The sequence below is a fragment of the Xanthomonas nasturtii genome, from assembly GCF_001660815.1.
Classification (GTDB): Bacteria; Pseudomonadota; Gammaproteobacteria; order Xanthomonadales; family Xanthomonadaceae; genus Xanthomonas; species Xanthomonas nasturtii.
This window is the reverse complement of record NZ_LYMI01000012.1, coordinates 32,367-56,912: the sequence shown is the minus strand read 5'-3', so window position 1 is coordinate 56,912 and position 24,546 is coordinate 32,367. Positions and strand designations below refer to the sequence as shown.

The following is a 24,546-nucleotide window of genomic DNA, read 5'->3' as shown; positions in this document are numbered from 1 at the left end:
CAACGCTTACCAGCCGAAACCGGCACCCACGCCGATCGAGCTGTCGTCCCCGCTCAGCGCACCGCCCACGGTCAACGTGGCGCGTGGGCTGATGGCGCGCTGATACCCCACCGACAACGCCGACTCGCCGTTCTGGAAACCGACACCGGCACCGATGCGATTTTGCGAAGCGATACCCGCCACGCTGGCGGACATGTTCAACATCGCCGAGCTCATCGCGCCCTGGCGATCCAGGCGACGGTTCTGCCGACGCAGACGGTCTTCGATATCGCCCTGGTAGCTTTCGAAGCTGTCGGCCATCGCGCTGTAGCGGCTGTCGGTGTAGCTGTTGGCTGCGGCAACGCCGCTGTCCAACTGGCCCTTGTTGACCGCATCGGTGGCGCGCACACCGGCAGCCACGTTGGCCACCTGACGCTCGCCGCCGACGCTGCCCACCGACACCGTATTGGCACGATCGGCAACCGAACCCTGACCCAGTGCGACCGCACCTTGTGCCGTGGCACGTGCGCCTTGGCCGACAGCGGTGCCGGAAGCTGCAGTCACCTGCGCGCCCTCGCCCATCGCCACCGCATTGGTGGCGACCGCAGCGATCTGCGTATTGGCACCCACCGCCGTGCTGCCATCGGCATTGACGCGTGCATTGCTGCCGATGGCAGTGTCGTTGGGGCCATGCGCATACGCGCTGCCGCCGATTGCGGTGCCGGTGACGTGATTGGCCACTGCTGCAGTGCCGACCGCGGTGGACGTGGCCGCTGGCGTGATGCTGCCGACCACGGCTGCGGTCGGCGTGCCTTGCACGCCGGTGGTGACCGTAGCGGTGCTGACGTTGCCTGCTGCATCGCTCGTAGCAGGTGCAGCGACAGCCGGCACCGTGGCGGTGCGTAGCGACGTGGTGCTGGCGAGCGCAGTGCCGCCACGTGCATCCAGCTGGGTGACCTTGGTGTCCAGCGCGGTCAATGCCGCGCCCACGTTGTTGTAGCTGGCGCCCTGGATCACGTAGGTCGGCGCGACGAACACGCCTTGCGCGCCGATCGCCGCACCGCCACCAAGGAAGCTGGCGGCATTGCTCAACGACTGGAACAACTGCCCGCCGTTGATCGCCTCAAGGCTGGCACTGGCAATCGCACCGGCACCCACATTGACAATGCGACGTGTCGCCGGACCGCCACGCCCATTACCGCTACCCACCGACACCGTGTTGGCGTCATAGGTGCGCGAGCCCGAGCCCAGGGCCACCGAATCGGCGCCACTGGCACCGGCATTGGCACCGAGTGCCACCGCATTGCTGCCGCTTTCGCGCACGAAGGAGTTGTAGCCCAGTGCAACACCGTTTTCGCCGATGGAATTGGTCTGCCGGCCCATCGCGGTGCTGTTCGCGCCGCTGGCGCTGCTGTCCACACCCATCGCACTGGCACCGGTGGCCGAGGCGCGGCTGCCGGAGGCAATTGCCACGCTGCGTGCGCCACTGGCGGTGGCGCCCGCGCCGACCGCACTGCTGCGATCGCCGGTTGCCGACGCCACGCCTTCACCGGTGGTGCGCACCATGCCATTGGTGGTCTGCATATCGGCCGCCAGGGAATCCAGCTGGCCCTTGTTGACCGCATCGGTAGCCGCCTGGCCGTCGCTGACATTGACGATGCGGCGCGTGGCCGGACCGCCGCGGCCATTGCCGCTACCGATCGACACCGTGTCGGCTTCATAGGTACGCGAACCGGAGCCCAACGCAACCGAATCGGCACCGGTTGCACCGGCGTTGGCGCCCAGGGCTACACCGTTGACCGCGCTCTGGCGCACGAACGAGTTGTAGCCCACCGAGACCGCGTTTTCGCCGATCACGTTGACCTGACGGCCGACGCCGGTGCTGTTGATGCCGGTGGCCGATGCATCCACACCGACCACACTGGCACCGACCGCATCGGCGCGGCTGCCGCCACCCAATGCCAGCGTGTTGTCGGCAAGCGCGGCTGCGCTCTGGCCCAACGCAGTGGCATTGACGCCGTCGGCATACGAATTCCAGCCGATGGCAGTGGTGTAGTCGGCGGTAGCCCAGGCACCGGCACCGAGGGCGGCTGCCCCCGTGCCGGACGCACGCGCCGGAATGAACCCGAAGAACGTGCTGCCGCCGACGGCCACGCTCTCATCGCCGGTGGCTTCGCTGAATTCGCCAACGGCGACCGCGCTGGCACCGGAGGCCAGCGCCACGGCACCGACGGCGGTGCTGTAGTCGCTGGATGCAACCGCGCCATAGCCCAGTGCCGAAGACAGGCGGCCGCTGGATTCGCTATAGCCACCGAATGCGGCGCTACCGATATTGGAGGCGGTACTGCGGAAACCCGCAGCAGTCGCCTGATTGTCGGAGGCCACCGCTTCGCTGCCGAGTGCGGTGGTGTAGGTCGAAATCGCCTGCGCACCGGCACCGTTCGCGGTGGCACCGATATCGCTGGCCAATGCGTTGCTGCCGACCGCGCTGCTGTTTTCGCCCAGTGCCTGAGCGTTGTTGCCCACCGCTGCCGCGCCGATGCCGCCAGCCAACGCGGCGACACCAACTGCGGTGGCGCTGTCGACCACTGCCTTCGCCCCTGCACCCAACGCGGTGGTGCCTGTACCGGTGGCAGCGGCGCCTTCACCAGCGGCCAATGCGTCATCGCCTTCCACATACGCGCCGGCATCGCTGTCATCGCTGCCGCTGGCCTGGAAGTACTTGCTGGTGGCTGCACCGGCTTCGGCAACCGCGGTGAGCTGATCCAGATTCACCGCATCGGTACCTTGCGTGCCGGCTGCCACATTGGTGATCTGACGTTCGTTGCCGGCACTGCCCACCGACACCGCGAAGTCGCGATCGGCCACCGAATCGGCGCCCAATGCCACGCTGCCTTCGCCGGTGGATTCGGAGAAATTGCCCAGCGCGGTGCTGTTGAGGCCCGGCGCCCACGCCGCGCCACCCACGGCGGTGGAGTAATCGCCGGATGCTTCGGTCGGCAACAAGCCGAGCAAGGCGCCACCGACCGACACGCTGTTGTAGCCGCTGGCCACGCTGCCCTGACCGGCTGCAACGCTGTACGCGCCAGTGGCGGTGGCATCGCCACCCACCGCCACCGTATTGGAGCCGCTGGCGGTGCTGAAATTACCCAGCGCAGTACTGTTGAAACCGCTCGCGGTGGAATAGCCACCCAAGGCAGTGGAGTAGTTGGACGTGGCTTCAGCACCGAAGCCGAAGGCCGCCGCGGTGGTGCCGTTGGCAATGCTCTCCGCACCTACGGCGGTGGCCGACTCGCCGCTGGCGCTGGCGAAATAACCCATCGCGATGGATTCGCTACCCTGCGCTTCGCTCAGCGCGCCGACTGCCAGCGAGCCATCGCCGTACGCGCCTGCCGCTGCACCGAGCGCCGTGCTTTGCGCACCCGCCGCTTCACTCTCGCCACCCAAGGCCACCGCGTAGTCGCCGCTGGCCTGGCTGAAGGCGCCATTGGACACGCTGCCAAAGCCGCTGGCCGCTGCGTTGTAACCGGCCGCATTGGCGTACTGCGCCGTGGCGCTGGCACCGCTGCCGATGGCCACCGCACCGATTGCGGTGGCCTGGCTGCCGGCACCGAACGCGCTGCTGTAATCGCCGTCTGCGGTGGCATTGGAACCGGCCGCGGTCGCGTCGTCGCCCTGTGCGAAAGCGGTGCCGTCACCGGTGCCTGCATACAGGCGCGCGGTATTTTCCGCAGCGCCAGCCACGGCGTTGAGCTGATCGAGATTCACCGCATCGGTGCCCTCGGTGCCGGCCGCAACATTGGCAATCTGGCGCTCGCTGCCGGCCGTGCCCACCGACACCGTGTTGGCGCGATCGGCGACAGCGCCTGCACCCAGCGCAACGCTGTTGTCGGCAGATGCCAATGCCCCGCCACCGAGGCTGACGCTCTGCGTGCCCACGGCGGTGGCTTCCCAACCCAGCGCGATGCTCTCATCGCCGGTTGCATTGGATTGGCCGCCGAGCGAAATCGCACGCGGGCCATATGCGTTTGCGTAGGTGCCAACGGCAATCGAGCCGGTGTCGGCTGCGGACGCATTCGCGCCAAGCGCCGTGCTGTCGTCACCGTAGGCCAAGCTTTCGGTGCCGATGGCGGTGCCGCCGTTACCCCATGCCACGCTGGCAAAGCCCAGCGCAGTCGATGCGCTGCCGTTGCCGATGCTTTCGTAACCGATTGCCGTTGCACCACGCCCGTTGGAAATGCTGTTGCCGCCGACGGCGGTGCTGAAATATCCCGAGGCATTGCTGTCGCTGCCGAGCGCAGTGGCGTAGTCGTCGCCGGCACTGCTGTTGAAGCCCACCGCCGTGGCATTGGCGATGCTGGCGTTGGCATTGCTGCCGACGGCCGTGGTGCCCAGCGCAGAGGCCTGGCTGCTTGCACCGAGCGCGATGCTGTCGTCGCCCGATGCATTGCTGGCGCCGCCCAGCGCGACAGTGCGCTCGCCGAACGCACTGCTGCCTGCGCCGACGGCGGTGGAGGCAGTACCGCCAGCGGCGGCATTGGCACCGAAGGCGGCACTATCATCGCCGAATGCAACGCTCGCGCCGCCCACGGCGGTGCTGGTGTCGCCGAACGCCACACTGCCCGCGCCCAGCGCAGTGGAGTCCGCACCGTTGGCGATGCTTTCGTAACCGAGCGCAGTCGCGCCGCTGGCGGTGGCCTGGCTTGCGCCGCCCACTGCCGTACTGGAGTCGCCCGCTGCACTGCTGTTACCACCGAGCGCGGTGGTGTTTTCGGCGATTGCGGCGCTGTTGAAACCCACCGCCGTGGCGTTGTCGGTGGTGGCATTGGCGCCACTGCCAACGGCAGTTGCGCCCTGCGCAGATGCCAGGCTGCTCGAACCCAGCGCGGTGCTGTAATCGCTGAAGGCCGACGCGTTGGAACCGGCAGCGACGCTGTCGATGCCTTCTGCAATCGCGGCGCCCTCGCCGGTGGCGACAAACGCGCGTGCGGTGGTGGATGCGACATCGGACACTGCGCTGAGCTGGTCGAGATTCACCGCATCGGTGCCCTCGGTACCAGCGGCCACGTTGGTGATCTGACGCTCATCGCCGGCCGCGCCCACCGATACGGTGTTGGCGCGCGTGGCGACCGAGTTGGCACCCAACGCAACCGAGTTGGCGCCGCGCGCGGTGCTGTAGTAGCCGAGCGCGGTGCTGAGTTCGCCGCTGGCCCAGGATTCCGGGCCAACCGCGGTGGCGCCTTCGCCCGGCGCATAGGCGAAGTAGCCCACGGCGGTGGCTTCGGTGCCGGAGGCTTCGCTGAGCGTGCCCACGGCCGTGGTGTAGGTGCCGGATGCGATCGCACCGGCGCCGAGCGCAGTGGCCGCTTCGCCACTGGCCTGGGTCTGCACGAAGAAGCCCAGACCGGGAATCAGATCGACCGGGCCACCGACAGCGGTGCTGCTGGTGCCGCTGGCACTGGTCTGCGTGCCCACGGCCGTGGCGTAATCGCCGGCCGCATTGGCCACCGCGCCGAACGCAGAGGACTGCGCACCGGCCGCATACGCGCCGACGCCGAACGAGGAAGCCGCAAACCCGTCGGCATTGGCGCTGGCGCCGACCGCGGTTCCACCGACGCCGGCACTGGTGGCGCCGGTATCGACCGGCACGCCGCCATTGGTGATCAACGGCTCGCCATCTTCGTTCACCGCCGCGCCGCCAACGGCGACGCTCCCCGGGCCATTGGCCTGTGCGTTATGGCCGAAAGCCGCGCTGTTCTGGCCCGATGCCAGTGCATTGAACCCCACCGCCGTTGCGTTCTCGGCCACGGCATTGGCACCGGTGCCGAGCGCGGTGGTGGCGGTGCCCACTGCATTGGCGCCATCGCCTGCGGCCAGGGCGCGCTCGCCTTCGACATAGGCGCCCACGCTGTCGTCGCCTGGTGTCGCCTTGAAGAACAACGCAGTGTCTTCGGCCACATCGGCCACGTCGCGCAGCTGCGCCACGTTGACCGCATCGGTGGCGTTGACGCCGGCAGTGACATTGGTGATGCGGCGCGTTGCCGGGCCACCGCGGCCATTGCCGCTACCCACCGACACCACCTCGTCTTCGTGGGTGCGCGAGCCTGCGCCCAGCGCTACCGAATTTGCTCCGGTGACACCTGCATCGGCGCCCAGCGCCACGCCGTTTTCCCCGGCCTGGCGCACGAAACTGTTGTAGCCGATGGCCACCGCGTTCTCGCCGATGGCATTGGTCTGGCGGCCGATCGCGCTGCTGTTGACGCCACTGGCGCTGCTGTCGGCGCCGGTGGCCACTGCGCCGGTCGCGCTGGCGCGGCTGTTGGCGCCGATTGCGGTGGCCTTGCTGACCGGGGCGGATGCGCCGCGGCCGACTTCGACCGATTGCGCATTGGCGGGAAGCGGCGTGGCGAATCCGGCGCCACCCAGTGCCAGGGCGATGGCGGCGGCCAGTGCGAGGCTCTGGCGGCGGTCGATGAGCGAGGCTGATGCAACGGCTCCGGGGCTGTCACCGCTGGCCAATTCCGAGGCCACGGCCCACACGCCCAGTGATTTGTTCCAGACCTTGCGATAAATCCGATTCATCGACGCACGACTCCTGAGTTGTTGGACTGGTTTTTGGCGAACACCCGCCTGCGAAAGGCGTTCCAGCCTGAGATTCCCCGCAGGTGTTCGCGCCATGGGCCTTGCGGCGGGAGCGGCTTTCACCTGCTCCCTGGATAGTCAAAAAGTGAACGCTACCCAACCATAGAACTGAGCAAAGTGTTAACAGCCGTCATTTCAGGCGTCAAGTTTTTGACAGAAAGCGAAGATAAGTGCGCTTTCCATCACACTTCTGCTTGCTTTTATTAGATTTTTGATAAACCTTTGGAAAACAGCGACCTAGATCATGTCTCTCAAGACATTTAAAAGCTGAATAGCCGTGTCCGTTGTGGACAAAAAAAACCCGCTGGCGAGACGCCAGCGGGCTTGGTTGCGCAAAACCGCAGCAGAAAGGGGTCAGATGGCGGGTCAGTGCCTCGGGTACCGGCAACCGCTGCCTGGCTGGCCTGCCGGCGCTGGCGCCAGGCGCGGGTGCGCCAAGGAAATGACGATCACTCCAGGCGCCGATGCCGGACGTCGACTCATTGGCGCGCCAACAGGCTTGCGCCATCGAAGCTGGCGCCCTCCAGTTTGAGCACGTAGGTGCCTGCGCGCGGCGCGGTGAAGCGCACTGTCTGGCTGTGCCGCTGCGCATGGAGGCGCCGTCGTTGTCGTCAGCGCTGTACGCGCCCGAGTGCCACGTACAGCGATGCCTGTCCGATGCCACCAAAGCTGAGAAAGCTCAGTACCTGGCCTGCGGACGCCTGGAAAGTGAACACGCCGGCATCCCCTGCCACATTGGACACACCACGCTGGATCGTGCCGTTTTGCAGCACCTGGGCATCCAGAGTGCAACCCAGGTCACCGCCGTCATGCGCGCGTCGACCGCATTGGCCCCGCCACCGATCGCAGTGGAGGCAACGCCGGTGGCCTCGGTGGCTTGCTCGCTGCTACCGACGACAAAGCAGAACGCGCCGTAGTCGTACACCACTGCAACCCCGCCAACCGCCGCCGCAGATGTGCTGATCATCAACGCATCACCACCGCGCTCGCATCGCGCTCCAATGTCAGGCTGCCCGCTCCCAGCGCGCTGGTGCCATCGACAAGCGCATTACTTGCCGCCCCAGGGCAATGGCATCTTGCCCGTCGACGAATGGAGGCAACTCGGCATCGTCTTCGGCCGGCACTGATGCAATTGGCGTGGATGTCGACGCCGCTGCACGGGCAACAAAGCCCATCGACGCATCAGCGGCAGCCAGTGCTGCGCACATAGACGCTGGCCATCGACTACGCTGCACGGAGTCGCCGAAGTGCGCATCTGCGCCATTGCAGTGGCTGTGGTGCCACCGCCCACCAGCACCATGCAGATGGAAACGGCCAGACCACTGCCCGCCTGCAGACGGCACTGCACCTGCATTTTCGAGATAATCGGATAATATTCGCCTTACCGGAGAGCGACCGCACCTCGGCATCTTCGATATTCTTCATTAAACGCCTACTCTCGATTATGGTCTGGCGCGTAAGAACCGACCGCCGCTCACCTGATTGCCCCCCCCCGTGAGGCCTTATAGAGTGCAGCACCCCCCCTTCACCAGGATTTACCCGGAAAATAAGCAAAATTAAGTGTTTATAAGACGTGCGGAATGTGATGAAGACGCAACGCTTTATGAATATATTTAACGCCCGAACAACTAAATGCAGAGCACAGCACGCACGCACGCACGCACGCAAAAATATTTTTATGCGAATACCTAAAAACTCTTACATTTACTACAAGCAACCCTTATTTTTTTAACAGAACCTAGTTACGACTGCACAACCAGGGCGGCATGACCAGGCGCGACACATTGTCGATCGCCGAGCTGCAGCACGCGGGCCGCGTTGCTGCGGCGCACGACCGGGACACATGGATGGACCGACCAGGACGCGCTAGCAGCCGGCCAGAACACACCGGTTACACGCCTCTTTCAGCGTCAGCATCGCCGCACCTCTGCATGGCGATGCACGATGCACGATGCAACCCAATCCATCCAGAACGTCGCGCAGGCATCTTGCAACGAGGTGGCATCAGAAGCGTGACCACCACAAACAAAAACGGCCGTGTGCACGCTGCACACGGCCGTCAGGGAGGTCGTCGCCGCGCACTCAGCGCACGCGGCCACGGGTCACCGACTCAACCGCACCACACGCGCGCGTTGCGGAACATCCGCAACCACGGCGAGTCGTTACCCCAGTCGGCCGGATGCCAGCTCAGATTTGCGCTGCGCGGCGTGCGCTCCGGATGCGGCATCAGGATGGTGACGCGGCCGTCGCTATTGGTCAGCCCGGTAATACCGTCCGGCGAACCGTTCGGATTGAGCGGGTACTGCGATGCCACCACGCCGTCGCCATCGATGTAACGCAGTGCCACGCGTGCAGCGGCCTGGTCCACGCCGGTGTCGAACTCTGCACGGCCTTCGCCATGCGCCACCGCCACCGGAATCCGCGAACCGGCCATGCCACGCAGGAAGATCGAAGGCGACTCCACCACTTCCAGCAACGCCGTGCGTGCTTCGAACTGCTCGCTGCGGTTGCGCAAAAAGCGCGGCCAATGCTCGGCGCCGGGAATGATGTCCTTGAGCTGGCTGAGCATCTGGCAGCCATTGCACACCCCCAGCGCGAACGTATCGCTGCGCGCGAAGAATGCGGCAAACGCGTCGCGCAGCGCCGAACGTTCCAGGATCGAGGTCGCCCAGCCACGGCCGGCACCCAGCACGTCACCGTAGCTGAAACCGCCGCACGCTGCGAAACCGACAAACTCGCTCAACTCCACGCGGCCTTCGATCAGGTCGCTCATGTGCACGTCGTAGGCGCGGAAACCGGCACGCTCGAAGTTGTAGGCCATTTCGATCTGCCCGTTGACGCCCTGCTCGCGCAGGATCGCCACCTTGGGCCGTGAACCGGTGGCCACGAATGGCGCCGCCACATCTTCCGAGGGGTCGAACACCAGCGTCGGACGCAGGCCCGGCGCCTTGAAATCACGCGCCAGCGCGCGCTCTTCGTCGGCGCTATCGGGGTTGTCGCGCAGCTTCTGCATGGCATGGGTCACCGACCACCACGCATCGAACAACTCTTCCCAACGCCACTCGGCCAGCACGCGGCCCTGCCCGCTCACGCGGATGCGCGGCGCACCGGTGGGCCGCGCAATACGCTGCGCGCATTCGGTCAACGCGTGGCGCTCGACCAGATCGGCGAACGCGGCGCGATCTTCGCTGGCGATCTGCACCACCGCGCCCAGCTCTTCATTGAACAGGCTGCGGAACGCATCGTCGCCCCACGCATCCAGCGTGATATCCAGGCCCTGCCGCGAGGCAAAGGCCATCTCGCACAGCGCCGCAAACGCACCGCCATCGCTGCGATCGTGATACGCCAGCAACAGCCCGCTTTCGCGCGCGTCGCGGATCAACTCGAAGAAACTGCGCAGGCGCTGCGCGTCGTCCAGATCCGGCACCTCGCCGCCGAACGCAGGAAGCGCCGCATCATCGGCATACACCTGGGCCAGTACCGACCCGCCCAGGCGCTGCTTGCCACCGCCCAACCCGATCAACCACAACTCGCTCTCTTCATCGCTGCGCAGCAACGGCGTCAGCTGCGTGCGCACGTCGCCCACCGGCGCGAAGGCGCTGATGATGAGCGAGACGGGTGACACGCTCTTGTGAGCGATGGAATTGGGCATTGGGGATTGCGGATTGGCAACAACGGAGGAACCCGGTGTTTCGCCAATCCCGAATGCCGAATCCCGAATCCCGGCCTCGACCCACTGCGCCTGCATCGACAGCGAGTCCTTGCCTACCGGCACGCTCAGCTCCAGTGCCGGGCACAGCTCCATGCCGATCGCGCGCACTGCGTCGTACAGCAATGCGTCTTCGCCGCTGTGGCCGGCGGCGGCCATCCAGTTGGCCGAGAGCTTGATGCTGTCCAGCCGCTGCACCGGGGCGGCGCACAGGTTGGTGATCGCTTCGCCCACCGCCATGCGGGCGGACGCGGCCGCATTCAACAGCGCCAGCGGCGTGCGCTCGCCGATCGACATCGCCTCGCCTTCGAAGGTGTCGAAACCGGCCAGGGTGATCGCGCAATCGGCCAGTGGCAGCTGCCACGGCCCGATCATCTGCTCGCGCGCAGTCAACCCGCCCACGCTGCGGTCGCCGATGGTCACCAGAAAACTCTTGGACGCCACGGTGGGATGCGCCAGCACGCGCAAGCCGGCCTGTTGCAGGTCCAGCGACGCGGTCGGCAACACCGGCCACTGCGGCGCGGGCAGATGCACGGCATCGCGATGCATCTTCGGTGCCTTGCCGAAGAGCACGTCCATGGGGAGGTTGATTGGGAGGTCGGGAGTGGGACCGGGGACCGGGGACCCGGGACCCGGGAAAGCAGGATCGGCGGCGACGGACACACCGCCGGCGGACGAAGCGGAATCGCGCTCTTGCGTTTGCCCTCCCCGGGTCCCCGGTGCCGGGTCCCCGGTCCCGCCATCCAGCGTCCCATACCCCACGACCAGCCGTTCCTCCGCCGTGGCGACGCCGACCGCGGCGAACGGGCAGCGTTCGCGGGCGCAGATGGCGGCGAATTCTTCCAGGCGCGCCTGCGGCACGCCGAGCACGTAGCGTTCCTGTGATTCGTTGCACCACAGTTCCAGCGGCGACAGCGAGGGGTCGTCGGTGAGCACGCGACCCAGGTCGATGATGCCGCCCACGCCGGAGTCGTGCAGCAACTCGGGGATCGCGTTGGACAGGCCGCCCGCGCCCACGTCGTGGAACCAGCGGATCGGGTTGTCGACGCCCAGCGCCACGCAGCGGTCGATGACCTCCTGGCAGCGGCGCTCCATCTCCGGGTTTTCGCGCTGCACGCTGGCGAAATCCAGCGCTTCGGCACTGTCGCCGGCAGCCACCGAACTGGCCGCACCGCCGCCCAGGCCGATCAGCATCGCCGGGCCGCCCAGCACGATCACCGCATCGCCCGGCTGCAGGCGCAGCTTTTCGACCTGGTTACGATCGATCGCGCCCAAGCCACCGGCCAGCATGATCGGCTTGTCGTAGGCGCGGGTCAGGCCCGGGCCTTCGGCGAGCTCGAAGCTGCGGAAGTAGCCAAGCAGATTGGGCCGGCCGAATTCGTTGTTGAAGGCTGCGCCGCCGAGCGGGCCATCGAGCATGATGTCCAACGCCGGCGCCATGCGCGGATTCAGCGCGCGCGGCGCTTCCCACGGCTGCGGCAGGGTGGGAATGCGCAGGTGCGAGACCGAAAACCCGGTCAGGCCGGCCTTGGGCTTGCCGCCGCGACCGGTGGCGCCTTCGTCGCGGATTTCTCCGCCTGCGCCAGTGGCCGCACCGGGGAACGGCGCGATCGCGGTGGGGTGGTTGTGCGTCTCCACCTTGATCGCGAAGGCCGACGGCAGCACCGCTTCGCTGCGGTATTCGCCGCTGGCCGGGTCCGGGCGATAGCGCGCGGCCGGCACGCCTTCCACCACCGCCGCGTTGTCGCTGTAGGCAGACAAGGTGTGCTGCGGGGTCTGCTGGTGGGTGTGCTTGATCATGCGGAACAGCGAGCGTTCCTGCGGCTTGCCGTCGATGGTCCAGCTGGCATTGAAGATCTTGTGCCGGCAATGCTCGGAATTGGCCTGCGCAAACATCATCAATTCGACATCGGCCGGGTCGCGCCCCAGCGCGGCGAAGCGTTCGCGCAGGTAATCGATCTCGTCCTGCGCCAGCGCCAGACCCAGGTCGCGATTGGCCTGCTCCAGCCCGTCCAGCGGCACGCGCTGCAAGTGGCCGCGGTCGGGCACGTTGAACAGCGCCTCGGCAGCGGCGGCCGAGCCGAGCAGCGACTGCGTCATCGGGTCGTGCAGCAGCTTGGCCACGGCAGCCTGCGCGGGCGCGTCCTCCGGCCAGCCGGCCAGGTCGATGCGGGTGCCACGTTCAACGCGCTGGATCGGCTGCCCGGCGCCGCGCACCAGTTCGGTGGCCTTGCTGGACCACGGCGACAGCGTGCCCAGCCGCGGGACCACGTAGCGCGAGGAGGCATCGGCATCGCGCGGCGCGGGGGCGGCGTCGGCCTGCAGGATCCGCTGCAAGGTGGCCTGATCGGGCGCTTGCCCGGCCTCGACGCGGATGAAGTACACGTGCCAGGCGCCGGTGATGCGCAGCGCGGGGACGAGGGTTTGCAGGCGGGTTTCGAGCCGAGCGCGGCGGAACGGCGAAAGGGCGGAAGCGCCCTCGAGGACCATCATGTCCGGGGAACCGTGTCAGAAACGGGGCTGCAGATTGTAACGGAGCCGATGGGTCGGCGTCGGTCGGGGGTGCGGCAGTACGGATGGGGAATGGGGAATCGTCAGGCAGGCCTTGACGCTGGCCCATGCGCATGCCGGCGTGTTGCGCCGGGCGGCACCAGGGAACGTGGTCAGATGGCGCCCCCTCGGAAACGGCAAAGGCCGGGATGCGGACGCACCCCGGCCTTTGTCATTGCACGGACCATCACCACAACGACGCCATCAGCGACGCGCCGCGATGGTCAGGGCTGAGCCCGCCTCAGCGGCTGCCGCCCGCTGTGGTCACGGCACGCTTTTCCAGTGCTTCGCGCAGCTGCGCCGGCGGCAGGTAGCCACCGAGCTGGGTGCCGTCCGGCGCAAAGATCGCCGGGGTGCCGTTGACGCCCAGGCGCTGGCCCAGGGTGTATTCCATCGACACCGGGTTCTTGCAGTCCTTGGAATTCACCGGCTGGCCGGACTTGGCCGCAGTCAGTGCCTGCTTGCGGTCGGCAGCGCACCACACGGCAATCATTTCCTTGTGGTCCTGGCTGCCCAGGCCCATGCGCGGGAAGGCCAGATATTCGACCGCGATACCCTGCTTGTTGAGCTCGCCGATCTCGCTGTGCAGCTTGCGGCAGTAACCGCATTCCACGTCGGTGAACACGGTCACGGTGTACTTGGGGTTGGCCGGCGCGAACACGATGCGGTCGGCCTTGGGTACGGTTTCCAGCTGCTTGCGGCGGTAGGCCAGCAGGCCCGGGCTGGCGGCGAACTGCTTGTTCTGGATGTCGAACGGCTGCGCCTGGATCAGGTAACGGCCGTCGTCGCTGACGTACAGCACCTGCCCACCGACCACTACCTCGCGGAACCCAGGGAACGGCGCAGCACCGATGTAATCGGGCTTGAAGTCCGGGTCCAGGGCCTTGAGGGCGGCGCCGACGCGCTGATCCACATTGCCAGTTGCGGCGGGGGCGGCAGCGGCGGTTGGCTTGGCGCCGGCGTTGCCCGCCGCAGGCTGCGACGATTGTGCGCAGGCGGTAAGGCTGAGCGCGCCCAGCAGCGCGGCGATAGCAAGACGATACATTTACGCATCCAGTGGAATTGGGGTGGCCGGATTCTCGCACAGGGTGGATGAAGCCTGGCACCGGCCGCCACTGTTTGTTTGTTTGCCCAATGCTGCGTTCGTAACGTTCACGGGTCGGACATGCGGACGGCGCGCGGCGCCGTAGGTCGTGTCCCTGGCGGGATCTGAGGCGCTTGCGCGGCGGTCTTGCCGGGAAAAGGTGCGCTCCCCCACGCGTGCCCCCATGCACCTTGAAGCCGTCGCAGGGAGGCGCTCACGCGACGGGCCTTCCCCGCCAAACCGGCTAACCGGCTAACCGGCTAACCGCGCGGATGGTGCGCGGCGTGCAGTTTCTGCAGGTGTTGCCGCGCCACCAACGTATAGATCTGGGTGGTGGACAGCGAGCTGTGGCCCAGCAGCATCTGCAGCGCGCGCAGGTCTGCACCGTGGTTGAGCAGATGGGTCGCGAAGCTGTGCCGCAGGCCATGTGGACTGACCGTTGCCGGGTCGATGCCGGCCACCACCGCATAGCGCTTGACCAGCGACCAGAAGTGCTGGCGGCTGAGCGGGTGACGGGCGGCGTCGATGAACAATGGCACCTGCCCCTCCACCGGCGCCACCGGCTTGTGCTCGGCCAGCAGCGGGCGCGCCTGGTGCAGATACCGCTCCAGCCAGTGCTGGGATTCTTCGCCCAGCGGTACCAGGCGGTCCTTGCTGCCCTTGCCGGTGACCCGCAGCACGCCCTGGCGCAGATTCACCCCCACCGCCGGCAGGTTGACCAGCTCGCTCACGCGCAGGCCCGCGGCGTACATCAGCTCCAGCATGGCGCGGTCGCGCAGACCGGTTGGGGCCTCCACGTCAGGGGCGCCGAGCAGCGCCTCGATCTGGCTTTCGGTCAACGCCTTGGGCAGCGAGCGCGGCAGCTGCGGCGGGTCGATCAATGCGGTCGGGTCGTCGCTGCGCACGCCATCGCGCAGGCACAGCCCATAGAACGCACGCAAGGTCGACAACAACCGCGCCGTGCTGCGCGGAGAGTAATTGGCCTGGGTACGCCAGCGCAGATAGTCGAACAACGCCGCGCGATCGATACCCAGCAATCCGCCGCCAGCGCCGTCGCGCCAGCGCGCCAGCCCTTCCAGATCGCGCCGATAGCTGTCCAGGGTTTGCCGCGCCACGCCTTGCTCGGCCCAGAACCGGTCCAGGAACCGTTCGATCACTGCAGCATCGGCGGCCTGCACCGGCGGCAGTTGGCGGGTGAGTTGGCGGCGTTCGGCAGGGCTGCTGGCAGACATCGCCACAGCATAAAACGCCGCGCGGGTTTTGAGCGGCTAACAAAACGAGCACAGCTACCGCAGCGCGGCGTTGCTCCATGCCTGGCGACCGTTATGCTCGCGCCATGACTTCGATCCCTTTGCCTCGGGTTGCGCGCCCCCCTGCCCTGGTGGGCTGGCGGCTGCTGGCGCTGTGCTACGACCTCTGGCCGGTGCTGGCGCTGTCGATGCTGATCTCCGCTGCGTTCACGCTGGGATTCACGCTGGCCGGGCACCCGGCGCGCGAGAACATCGCTCCTTTCAGCGGCTGGCAATGGCTGTTGTGGGTGTGCTGCTGGCTCGCCGCAGGCGTCTACGCCACGGTGAGCTGGCGCCGCGGTGGGCAGACCCTGGGCATGCGCCCATGGCGGCTGCGACTGCAAGGGCCACAACCCACCTGGCAACAAGCCTGGATCCGCTACGCAGTGGGCACGCTGGCGCTGGCGCTGGGCGGCGCCGGCTTCTGGTGGGCATGGCTGGATCGCGAGCGCCTGACCTGGCATGACCGTGCGAGTGGCACCCGGCTGGAGCGCATTCCCAAGCATTAGCCACAACCAACACGTCGCCCAGCTAATGCTGGTTAGGGGAATGTGCTGCGGTTGAGTGGCCGTCTTGCGATATGCCGATTGCTGATGCCAGCGAGCTCCTGTGAGCGTCTCAGCGGCATGCGCTGGCAAGGGTACTACGCAGCCGCCTCGGGGGACCTGCCCGCACGTGAGAGGTCGAACACCCGCTCACCTAATGAAGGCCGGCGCGTCCGGCTGCCGAAACCGGCCAGCCAATACGCCTGACGGATTTCCCCACTTCTAACGGGTGATGACCTCGCGCCACGCCATCAAACGGCGGGCCGCCGGCTCGGCTAAAGCATCCGTTTCATCAAGACCCATGCGCTGCCCGGAAATCTCACGCAGGGTCGTGGCGACCGTTGCCTGATCAGCACCCTGCCAGAGCAGCGTGCATATTTCGGGAACATAGCTGGCGTACTCATCGCGCGCCTGCGGCACGCCCGCAACGCCGATCGGATCCCACAGGTACTACAGTACTTCGCTGACCGCCTGCGCAAGCGCACGTTGGTCGGCATCGGGCAAGGCCTGCGCTGCGCGGCTCAACTACTCCGCCGCCGGAACAACCACGCCGACACGCCCAGCATCACCATCGGCGGCAGCGCGTAGGCGATGCGGTAATCGAGCTTGAGCGCGCCGGCCATGCGGCCGAAGAACAGCTGCAGCAACCAGAACCCCAGCGCGAACAAAATGCCCAGGAACAATCGCTTGCCCAGGCCGCCGCTGCGCAGCGAGCCGAAAGAGAACGGGATTGCCGCCATGCACAGCGCCAGCACATTGAGCGGGTAGAACCAACGGCTCCAGTACTGATCTTCGTAGTCGCGCGAATCCAGTCCATTGCGGCGGCGGTATTCGATGCTCTGCTCCAGCTCGTGCGCGGAGAGGTTACGCGGCTTGGCCAAGCCGGACGCAAGCGCCGACGGGCTCAGCTGCGATTGCCAGGGCAGCTCGGGGAAGGTTTCGCGCTGCACCGAACGTTCCTGGAAGGTATCGCGACGCACCTGACGCAGGGTCCAGTGGCCGTCGCGGTGCTCGGCCACGGAGGCATAAGTGAGCTGCTGCAGCCTGCCGTTGGCATCCATGCTGTACAAGCGCACATCGTGCAAGATCAGCGCGGTGCCGCCGCCATCGAGCAGCTTTTCTTCGCCGCCAAGCGCATTGAGGAAGGTAGTGCCTTCACGTGCCCACAGACCCGAATAGCGGGCCATCGCCATGTTGCTGTTATAACGGGCACTGGTCTTGAGCGTATCGGCCTGGTTTTGCGCCCACGGGCCCACCGTTTCGCCACTGATCACCATGCTGGCGGTCAACAGCGCCATCGCGGCGACCACCGAGGCGGACATGCGCTTGCGCGACACGCCCAGCGCACGCAGCGCGGTCAGCTCGGATGTGGCCGCCAGCTGGCCCAGGCCCATCAGGGCGCCGATCACCGCGGCGGTGGGGAACAAGGTGTAGGCGCGCCGCGGCACGGTGTAGGCCACAAAGGCCACCGCGTGACCGAAGCTGTAGCTGCCCTGGCCGATGTTCTTGGCCTCGCTGGCGAAGGCGTTGACCAGATCCAGCCCCAGCAGCACCGCCCAGGTCAGCAGCACGGTGAACAACACCACGCGCCCGACGTACCAATCATGGACCCGCGGCATCAGCCTCATGCGCCCGCCCTCGGTCGACGCACGCGGCCATCGCGGGCATAGGCCCAGATCGCCACCGCCAACAGCGGCAACGTCAGCCACCACAGGCCCAGTGCTGCCGGGGTCTTGCCGTTGGCGATCCACTGGGTGCCGACGATCATCAAATTGGTGCCCACCATATAGGCCAGGAAGGCCAGCATGATCCGGCCATAGCGCTGTTGCCGCGGCGCGCTGCGCGACAGCGGCAGGGTCAGCAAGGCGAAGGCCAACGCCAGCAGCGGCGGCGCCAGGCGCTCATGCAGCTGCGCGCGGGCAGCGGGGCGCTCATCGGACAGCAGCTGGGTGGTCCACATCACCTCCGGGTCGTTGGCGTCGTGGGTCCGGGTGCGGTCGGGCAAGACCACGTCGTTGCTGGCGAACTTCATCAGGCGGTAGTCCAGGGTGGTGCCGGCAGCCGGCCCTTCGATGCGGTAACCGTCCTCCAGGCGCAAGTAACGGTCGGTCTTGCCTTCGAAGAACATTGCGCCACGGTCGGCAGTGACCACATCGATGCGGTCGTCCTTCTGCCGTTGCATGAAGACCTTGCCCAGGTTCTTGCCATCGGCCGAGATGGTGGTCAGGTAGACCACGCCGCCGCCGGACAGCGGGGTGAACTTGCCCGACTCCAGGCCGGCCATCAGCACGCTGCGGTTTGCGTCTTCCAGCATGGTCTCGGCGGTACGGCTGGCCCACGGCCCCAACCACAGCGAACACAGCCCGATGATGACCACCACCGGCACCACCAGCATCAGCATCGGCCGCAACATGCGCTTTGGGCCCACGCCTATGGCGGTGATGACGGCCATTTCTGAATCGCGGTACAGCCGCGCCAGTGCCAACAACAGTCCCAGCATCAGCGCCAGCGGCAGGATGATGGGCAGGTAGGCCACGAACTGCAGGCCCACCTGCGACAGCAGCAAGCGAGCGGGGATGCGGCCGTCGGCGATATTGCCGAGGATATCCACCAGCACACCGCCGACGCTGACGACCAGCAGCACGATCAAGGTGGCCAGGAAGCTCTGGGTGAAATCGCTGAGCAGGTATCGATCGAGCTTCGGCATGGGGTGGGCTTGTTTTAAACTCTCGGATTCGTTCGCGGCGGCGCCAGCCTAGTCCGGTTGGCGTAAACAGCCCGCGATTGTACGGATTTGCCTACGGAATCTGATCAATGGCCCTGCAATTCATCCTGAACCAAGACGCGCCGGCAAGCGCCCACGTCGACTGCATCGTGGTTGGCGTGTTCGCCGACAACACCCTTTCGCCCGCTGCGCAGGCGCTGGACAGCGCCAGCCAGGGTCGCCTGACGGCCCTGGTGGCACGCGGCGACGTGGTTGCCAAGACCGGCAGCACCACCCTGGTCCACGACCTGCCCGGCGTGACCGCCCCGCGCGTGCTGGTGGTCGGGCTGGGCGAGACCGGCAAGTTCGGCGTGGCGCCCTACCTCAAGGCGATCGGCGATGCGACCCGCGCGCTGAAGACCGGCGCGGTCGGCACCGCCCTGCTCACCCTGACCGAACTGCCCGTCAAGGCCCGCGACGCAGCCTGGAACATCCGCCAGGCAGTCATCGTCGGCGACCATGCGGCCTATCGCTACACCGCCACCCTGGGCAAGAAGAAGGTCGACGAGAGCGGCCTGACCACCCTGGCCATCGCCGGCGACGACGCCCGCGCATTGGCCGTAGCCGTGGCCACCGCCGAAGGCGTGGAATTCGCGCGCGAGCTGGGCAACCTGCCGCCAAACTACTGCACTCCGGCCTACCTGGCCGACACTGCCGCGGCATTTGCCGGCAAGTTCCCGGGCGCCGAGGCCGAGATCCTGGACGAGGCGCAGATGGAAGCGCTGGGCATGGGCTCGCTGCTGTCGGTGGCGCGCGGCTCGGCCAACCGCCCACGCCTGATCGTGCTGAAGTGGAACGGCGGCGGCGACGCGCGTCCCTACGTACTGGTGGGCAAGGGCATTACCTTCGACACCGGCGGCGTCAACCTCAAGACGCAGGGCGGCATCGAGGAAATGAAGTACGACATGTGCGGTGGCGCCAACGTCATCGGCACCTTCGTGGCCACGGTCAAGGCCGAGCTGCCGATCAACCTGGTGGTGGTGGTACCGGCGGTGGAAAACGCCATCGACGGCAACGCGTACCGTCCCTCCGATGTGATCACCAGCATGTCGGGCAAGACCATCGAAGTCGGCAATACCGATGCCGAAGGCCGCCTGATCCTGTGCGATGCGCTGACCTACGCCGAACGCTTCAACCCCGAAGCGCTGGTGGACGTGGCCACGCTGACCGGTGCCTGCATGGTGGCCCTGGGCCACCAGACCGCTGGCCTGATGAGCAAGCACGACGACCTGGCCAACGAGTTGCTCAGCGCCGGCGAGCAAGTGTTCGACCGCGCCTGGCGCCTGCCGCTGTGGGACGAGTATCAGGGCCTGCTGGATTCCACCTTCGCCGACGTCTACAACATCGGCGGCCGCTGGGGCGGTGCGATCACGGCGGGTTGCTTCCTGTCGCGCTTCACCGAAAACCAGCGTTGGGCGCATCTGGACATCGCCGGCGTGGCCAGCGACGAAGGCAAGCGCGGCATGGCCACCGGCCGCCCGGTGGGCCTGCTGACACAGTGGTTGCTGGACCGCGCCGCGGGTGGGAATTGAGAATCGGGAATCGGGAATTGTGAAACCCTTCTCCTCTCAGTCATCGCCGCGACCTTCGAGGTCGCGGCGATGCCGTGACCATTCCCGATTCCCCTCTCCCGATTCCCTGCCCTGATGCCCCGTGCCGACTTCTACCTGATCGCCAAACCGCGCTTCCTCAACGAACCGCTGCGGCTGGTCTGCGAGCTGGCGCGCAAGGCCAACGATGCCAACCTGTCCACGCTGATCCTGGCGCGCGATGCCGCACAGGCCGAGGCGCTGGACGACCTGTTGTGGGCGTTCGACGACGAGGCCTATGTACCGCACCAGATCGCCGGCACCGATGAGGAAGACGAACTGGCGCCGGTGCTGATTGCCGCCCCCGAATTCGCCGCGCCCTCGCGCCCGCTGGTGATCAACCTGCGCGACGACCCCTACCTGGGCGCCTGCGACCGCGTGCTGGAAGTGGTACCGGCCGACCCCGCCGCCCGCGAACCGCTGCGCGAACGCTGGAAGCAGTACAAGGCCCTGGGCCTGGAACTGACCAAGTACGACATGTGAGAGGGGCTGGGATTGGGGAGTTGGGATTGGGGATTCGTAACAGCAGATGTTTGCCTCTCCCTGGGCTGCATCCAACGGCCAATCCAAGCCAGCCGATCTTCGCTTCGCAGCACCAACACCGACATTGACGAGTGGATTGCCAGTGACTCTCGCCGGCCCCATGACGCAACCAATCCCGAATCCCGAATCAACGAATCCCAGCCACACTATGACCACCCTCGCCTCCAGCTACGACCCCGCTTCCTTCGAATCGCGCCTGTATGCGCAGTGGGAGGCGGCTGGCTATTTCGTGCCGTCCGGCAAGGGCGAGCCGTATACCGTGTTGCTGCCGCCGCCCAATGTCACCGGCACGCTGCACATGGGCCATGCGTTTCAGCAGACGCTGATGGATGCGCTGGTGCGCTATCACCGCATGCGCGGCTACGACACGCTGTGGCAGGTGGGTACCGACCACGCCGGCATCGCCACCGAGATGGTGGTGTCGCGCAATCTGGCGCTGGAAGGCAACGGTGAAACGCGCGACTCGCTCGGGCGCGAAGGCTTCATCGCCAAGGTGTGGGAATGGAAGGCCGAATCCGGCGACACCATCGAGCGCCAGATGCGCCGTTTGGGGACCTCCAGCGATTGGTCGCGCAGCACCTTCACCATGGACCCGCAGCCCTCGGCGGCAGTGAATGAAGCGTTCGTGCGCTGGTACGAGCAGGGCCTGATCTATCGCGGCCAACGCCTGGTCAATTGGGATCCGGTGCTGAAGACCGCCATTTCCGATCTGGAAGTGGAAAACGTCGAAGAAGACGGCTTTTTGTGGTCGATCCGCTATCCGCTGGCCGATGGCGTGACCTACGAACACGTCGAGCACGATGCCGATGGCGTGGAGACCTTGCGCGAAACCCGCGATTATCTGGTGGTGGCCACCACGCGCCCGGAAACCATGCTGGGCGACACCGCGGTGATGGTGCACCCGGACGATGCGCGCTATGCCAGCCTGCACAGCGCACGCATCGTGCTGCCGCTCACCGGCCGGCAAGTGCCGGTGATCACCGACGATTACGTGGACCGCGCGTTCGGCACTGGCGTGGTCAAGGTCACGCCTGCGCATGATTTCAACGATTATCAGGTAGGCGTGCGGCACTCGCTGCCGATGATCAACATATTTACTAAGGATGCCCGCATCAAGTGGAGTCGCTGGCAAGATGGCGCGCAGCCCCAAGGCGATACCGTTCAACAAGATGGCAGCTTGTTGATAGAAAATCGGATTTCGCTCGGAGCAGAATTCTTACCCGATGGAGTCGTCGATGAAATACCACTGAAATTTCAGGGGTTGGATCGTTTTGAAGCTCGTAAGCTCGTGCTAACAGAACTGGAAGAGCAAGGGCTGCTAGTTGAAACCAGAGCGCACAAGTTGCAAGTGCCACGTGGTGACCGCACCGGTCAAGTAATCGAGCCTTATCTCACAAGTCAATGGTTCGTGAAGATGGACGTGCTGGCCAAGCGCGGCCTGGAGCTGGTCGAAAGCGGCCAGATCAAATTCGTGCCGCCGAACTGGATCAACACCTATCGCCACTGGATGGAGAACATTCAGGATTGGTGCATCAGCCGCCAGCTGTGGTGGGGCCACCGAATCCCGGCGTGGTACGACGATTTAGAGCATCGCATCTTCGTTGGCCGGTCCATTGAAGAAGTCCGCGAGAAAAATGGTCTCGCAGAAAACTACCCGTTGCGGCGGGAAGAAGACGTGCTGGAAACCTGGTTCTCCTCGCAGCTGTGGCCGTTCTCCACACTGGGCTGGCCGGAGGCGAACGCGATGGCCGAGCGCGGCTTTGAGCGCTATCTGCCCTCCAGCGTGCTGGTCACCGGTTTCGATATCATCTTCTTCTGGGTGGCGCGCATGATCATGGCCACCGACAGCTTCACCGGCCAGGTGCCGTTCCGCGATGTCTATATCACCGGCCTGATTCGCGATGCGCAAGGCCAGAAGATGTCCAAATCCAAGGGCAACGTCCTCGACCCGCTCGATATCATCGACGGCATCAGCATTGAAGCGTTGGTTGCCAAGCGCACGCATGGCTTGATGCAACCGCGCATGGCCGAAAAGATCGAAAAAGCCACGCGCAAGGAATTTCCGGACGGCATCATCGCCCACGGCGCCGACGCGCTGCGCTTCACCATCGCCGCGCTGGCCACGCATGGCCGCGACATCAAGTTCGACCTGGGCCGCGCCGAGGGCTACAAGAACTTCTGCAACAAGCTGTGGAATGCCACGCGCTTTGTGCTGATGAACACCGAGGGCGCACGCTTCAACGGCGTGCCGCAGCCGCGTACCGAAGCGGAGAAGTGGATCCTGGCGCGCCTGGACAAGGTCACTGCAGAAACGCATGCGCATTACGCCAACTACCGCTTCGACCTGCTGGCGCAGTCGCTGTACGAATTCGCCTGGAACGCGTTCTGCGACTGGTTCGTGGAGTTGGCCAAGCCGGCGCTCAACAACCAGGACGCCGACGCGGCCGCCAGCACCCGCCACACCCTGCTGTATGTGTTGGAATCGTTGCTGCGCCTGCTGCACCCGCTCACCCCGTTCGTCACCGAAGAACTGTGGCAGCAGGTCGCGCCGCGCCTGGGGATCACCGAGCAGACGATTTCGCTGCAGGCGTTTCCGCAGGCCGACGATGTGGACACCAGCGGCTATGCCACTGCCGAAGCCGATGTCGAATGGTTGAAGTCGATGGTGTCGGCGCTGCGCCGCGTGCGCAGCGAGTTGAACGTGCCGCCATCCAAACAGGTGCGCCTGCTGCTGCAAGCCGGCACGGCCGACGACCGCCCGCGCGTTGCCCGCTTCGCTTCGCAGCTGTCGTTCCTGCTCAAGCTGGAAAGCATCGACTGGCTGGACGCCGGCCAGGACACACCGCCGGCAGCCACTGCCATCGTTGGCGAGCTCACCCTGCTGGTACCGCTGGAAGGCCTGGTCGACATGGACGCAGAGCGCACGCGCCTGGACAAGGAAATCAAGCGTGTGGAAGGCGAGATCGGCAAGTGCAACGGCAAACTCGGCAGCGCCACGTTCGTGCAGAACGCCCCCGCCGCCGTGGTCGAACAGGAACGTGCGCGCTTGAACGACTGGACCACGCAGTTGACCGGTTTGCGCGAGCAGCGCGCGAAGATCTGAGAAAATCGATCAGCTTCTAGTGTGTCGAGTGCGCAGTGCCCTCACCGCTCGCGGGACACGCCGTTAACCCGTCCATGGGGGCTCGGTGGCGGCATCCATGCCGCCAACGGTCCCGCAATCGGCGAGGGCACCGCACCAGACAGTTGGCTGGTGCCTTTATTGAAGAACGAGAACACCGCATAACGCGGCTTGCTGGCCGCTTGTTGAAACCGTTGCGCATCGACCAGCTTCACTGGTCCTTGCCCGCCCACCGTCGCGGGACCTTGAGCGGCATGGATGCCGCGCCAGAGCCTCCAGGGACGGATTCACGGCGTGTCCTGCGATGGTGGGCGGGCAAGGGCCCTGCGGCAAACACAAAGACGTCGACCTCGCCGCTCGCGGGACACGCCGTTAACCCGCCATGGGGGCTCGTTGGCGGCATCCATGCCGCCAACGGTCCGGCAATCGGTGAGGACACCGCACCAGAAAGTTAGTCGGTTGTTTTCCTAAAGGCTCTACGGGGGCTCGGCCTGATTGGGAAGCTGATACGCCACGCAGCCATTCCAACAATACCCTTCGTGCCCTGCTTGCAAACTTGCAAACCGACCATCTCCACTGGTCCTTTCCCGCTCACCGTCGCGGGACCCTTGGCGGCATGGATGCCGCCAAGGAGCTACACGGACGTACTTGCAGCGTGTCCCGCGATGGTGGACGGGCAAGGGCCTGCGGTGAAGTGACACCTCAAATACCGGCGCCAATTCACCGCAGCT

At 66.0% G+C, this 24,546-nt stretch carries 12 protein-coding genes and 1 pseudogene; 4 read left to right on the top strand and 9 right to left on the bottom strand.

Translation table 11 applies throughout. The features are described from left to right. Nucleotides 1–6: 6 nt before the first annotated feature. The 5 genes and pseudogenes from A7D16_RS05935 to xerD form a co-directional block, all read right to left on the bottom strand. The gene (locus A7D16_RS05935; protein WP_064630774.1) at nucleotides 7–6,561 is read right to left on the bottom strand and encodes an ESPR-type extended signal peptide-containing protein; all 6,555 of its coding nucleotides are present in this window, start codon (nucleotides 6,559–6,561) and stop codon (nucleotides 7–9) included. A gap of 539 nt (nucleotides 6,562–7,100) precedes the next feature. Further along, nucleotides 7,101–7,439: pseudogene (locus tag A7D16_RS23705) on the bottom strand (PPC domain-containing protein); the annotation flags it as partial. A gap of 1,292 nt (nucleotides 7,440–8,731) precedes the next feature. Then, complete coding sequence (gene purL, locus A7D16_RS05925; protein WP_064630770.1) at nucleotides 8,732–12,823, bottom strand: phosphoribosylformylglycinamidine synthase; 4,092 nt, start codon at nucleotides 12,821–12,823, stop codon at nucleotides 8,732–8,734. Nucleotides 12,824–13,121: 298 nt separating this feature from the next. Beyond that, entirely contained in the window at nucleotides 13,122–13,925 is an 804-nt protein-coding gene (locus A7D16_RS05920; RefSeq protein ID WP_064630768.1) for a DsbC family protein, read from the bottom strand. 299 nt (nucleotides 13,926–14,224) lie between these two features. Beyond that, complete coding sequence (gene xerD / locus A7D16_RS05915) at nucleotides 14,225–15,196, bottom strand: site-specific tyrosine recombinase XerD (RefSeq protein ID WP_064630766.1); 972 nt, start codon at nucleotides 15,194–15,196, stop codon at nucleotides 14,225–14,227. 104 nt (nucleotides 15,197–15,300) lie between these two features. On the opposite strand from xerD, the gene A7D16_RS05910 reads away from it, so the two are divergent. Further along, nucleotides 15,301–15,762: an RDD family protein gene (locus A7D16_RS05910; protein ID WP_064630764.1), complete on the top strand. Its 462-nt coding sequence runs from the start codon at nucleotides 15,301–15,303 to the stop codon at nucleotides 15,760–15,762. A 258-nt stretch (nucleotides 15,763–16,020) separates the two neighbouring features. Here A7D16_RS05910 and A7D16_RS05905 read toward each other — a convergent pair whose 3' ends face one another. The 3 genes from A7D16_RS05905 to lptF all read right to left on the bottom strand — a co-directional run bounded on the left by A7D16_RS05905 (nucleotide 16,021) and on the right by lptF (nucleotide 18,505). Then, nucleotides 16,021–16,218, bottom strand: coding sequence for a hypothetical protein (locus tag A7D16_RS05905; protein ID WP_064630762.1), 198 nt, complete (start codon nucleotides 16,216–16,218; stop codon nucleotides 16,021–16,023). A gap of 101 nt (nucleotides 16,219–16,319) precedes the next feature. Then, on the bottom strand, nucleotides 16,320–17,426 hold the full coding sequence (gene lptG / locus A7D16_RS05900) for an LPS export ABC transporter permease LptG (RefSeq protein WP_064630760.1): 1,107 nt from the start codon (nucleotides 17,424–17,426) through the stop codon (nucleotides 16,320–16,322). Further along, a complete protein-coding gene (gene lptF / locus A7D16_RS05895) occupies nucleotides 17,423–18,505 on the bottom strand; it encodes an LPS export ABC transporter permease LptF (protein ID WP_064630758.1) in 1,083 nt (360 codons plus the stop codon). The genes lptG and lptF overlap by 4 nt, the downstream gene beginning before the upstream one ends. Nucleotides 18,506–18,612: 107 nt before the next feature. On the opposite strand from lptF, the gene A7D16_RS05890 reads away from it, so the two are divergent. The 3 genes from A7D16_RS05890 to A7D16_RS05880 all read left to right on the top strand — a co-directional run bounded on the left by A7D16_RS05890 (nucleotide 18,613) and on the right by A7D16_RS05880 (nucleotide 23,797). Then, complete coding sequence (locus A7D16_RS05890; protein WP_064630756.1) at nucleotides 18,613–20,094, top strand: leucyl aminopeptidase; 1,482 nt, start codon at nucleotides 18,613–18,615, stop codon at nucleotides 20,092–20,094. Nucleotides 20,095–20,208: 114 nt separating this feature from the next. Continuing rightward, nucleotides 20,209–20,634, top strand: coding sequence for a DNA polymerase III subunit chi (locus A7D16_RS05885; RefSeq protein ID WP_064630754.1), 426 nt, complete (start codon nucleotides 20,209–20,211; stop codon nucleotides 20,632–20,634). A gap of 208 nt (nucleotides 20,635–20,842) precedes the next feature. Next, nucleotides 20,843–23,797, top strand: coding sequence for a valine--tRNA ligase (locus tag A7D16_RS05880; protein WP_064630752.1), 2,955 nt, complete (start codon nucleotides 20,843–20,845; stop codon nucleotides 23,795–23,797). 41 nt (nucleotides 23,798–23,838) lie between these two features. Here A7D16_RS05880 and A7D16_RS23605 read toward each other — a convergent pair whose 3' ends face one another. Then, nucleotides 23,839–24,030 (bottom strand): hypothetical protein, encoded by a 192-nt coding sequence (locus A7D16_RS23605; RefSeq protein WP_153043134.1) that lies wholly within the window; start codon nucleotides 24,028–24,030, stop codon nucleotides 23,839–23,841. Nucleotides 24,031–24,546 lie beyond the last annotated feature (516 nt).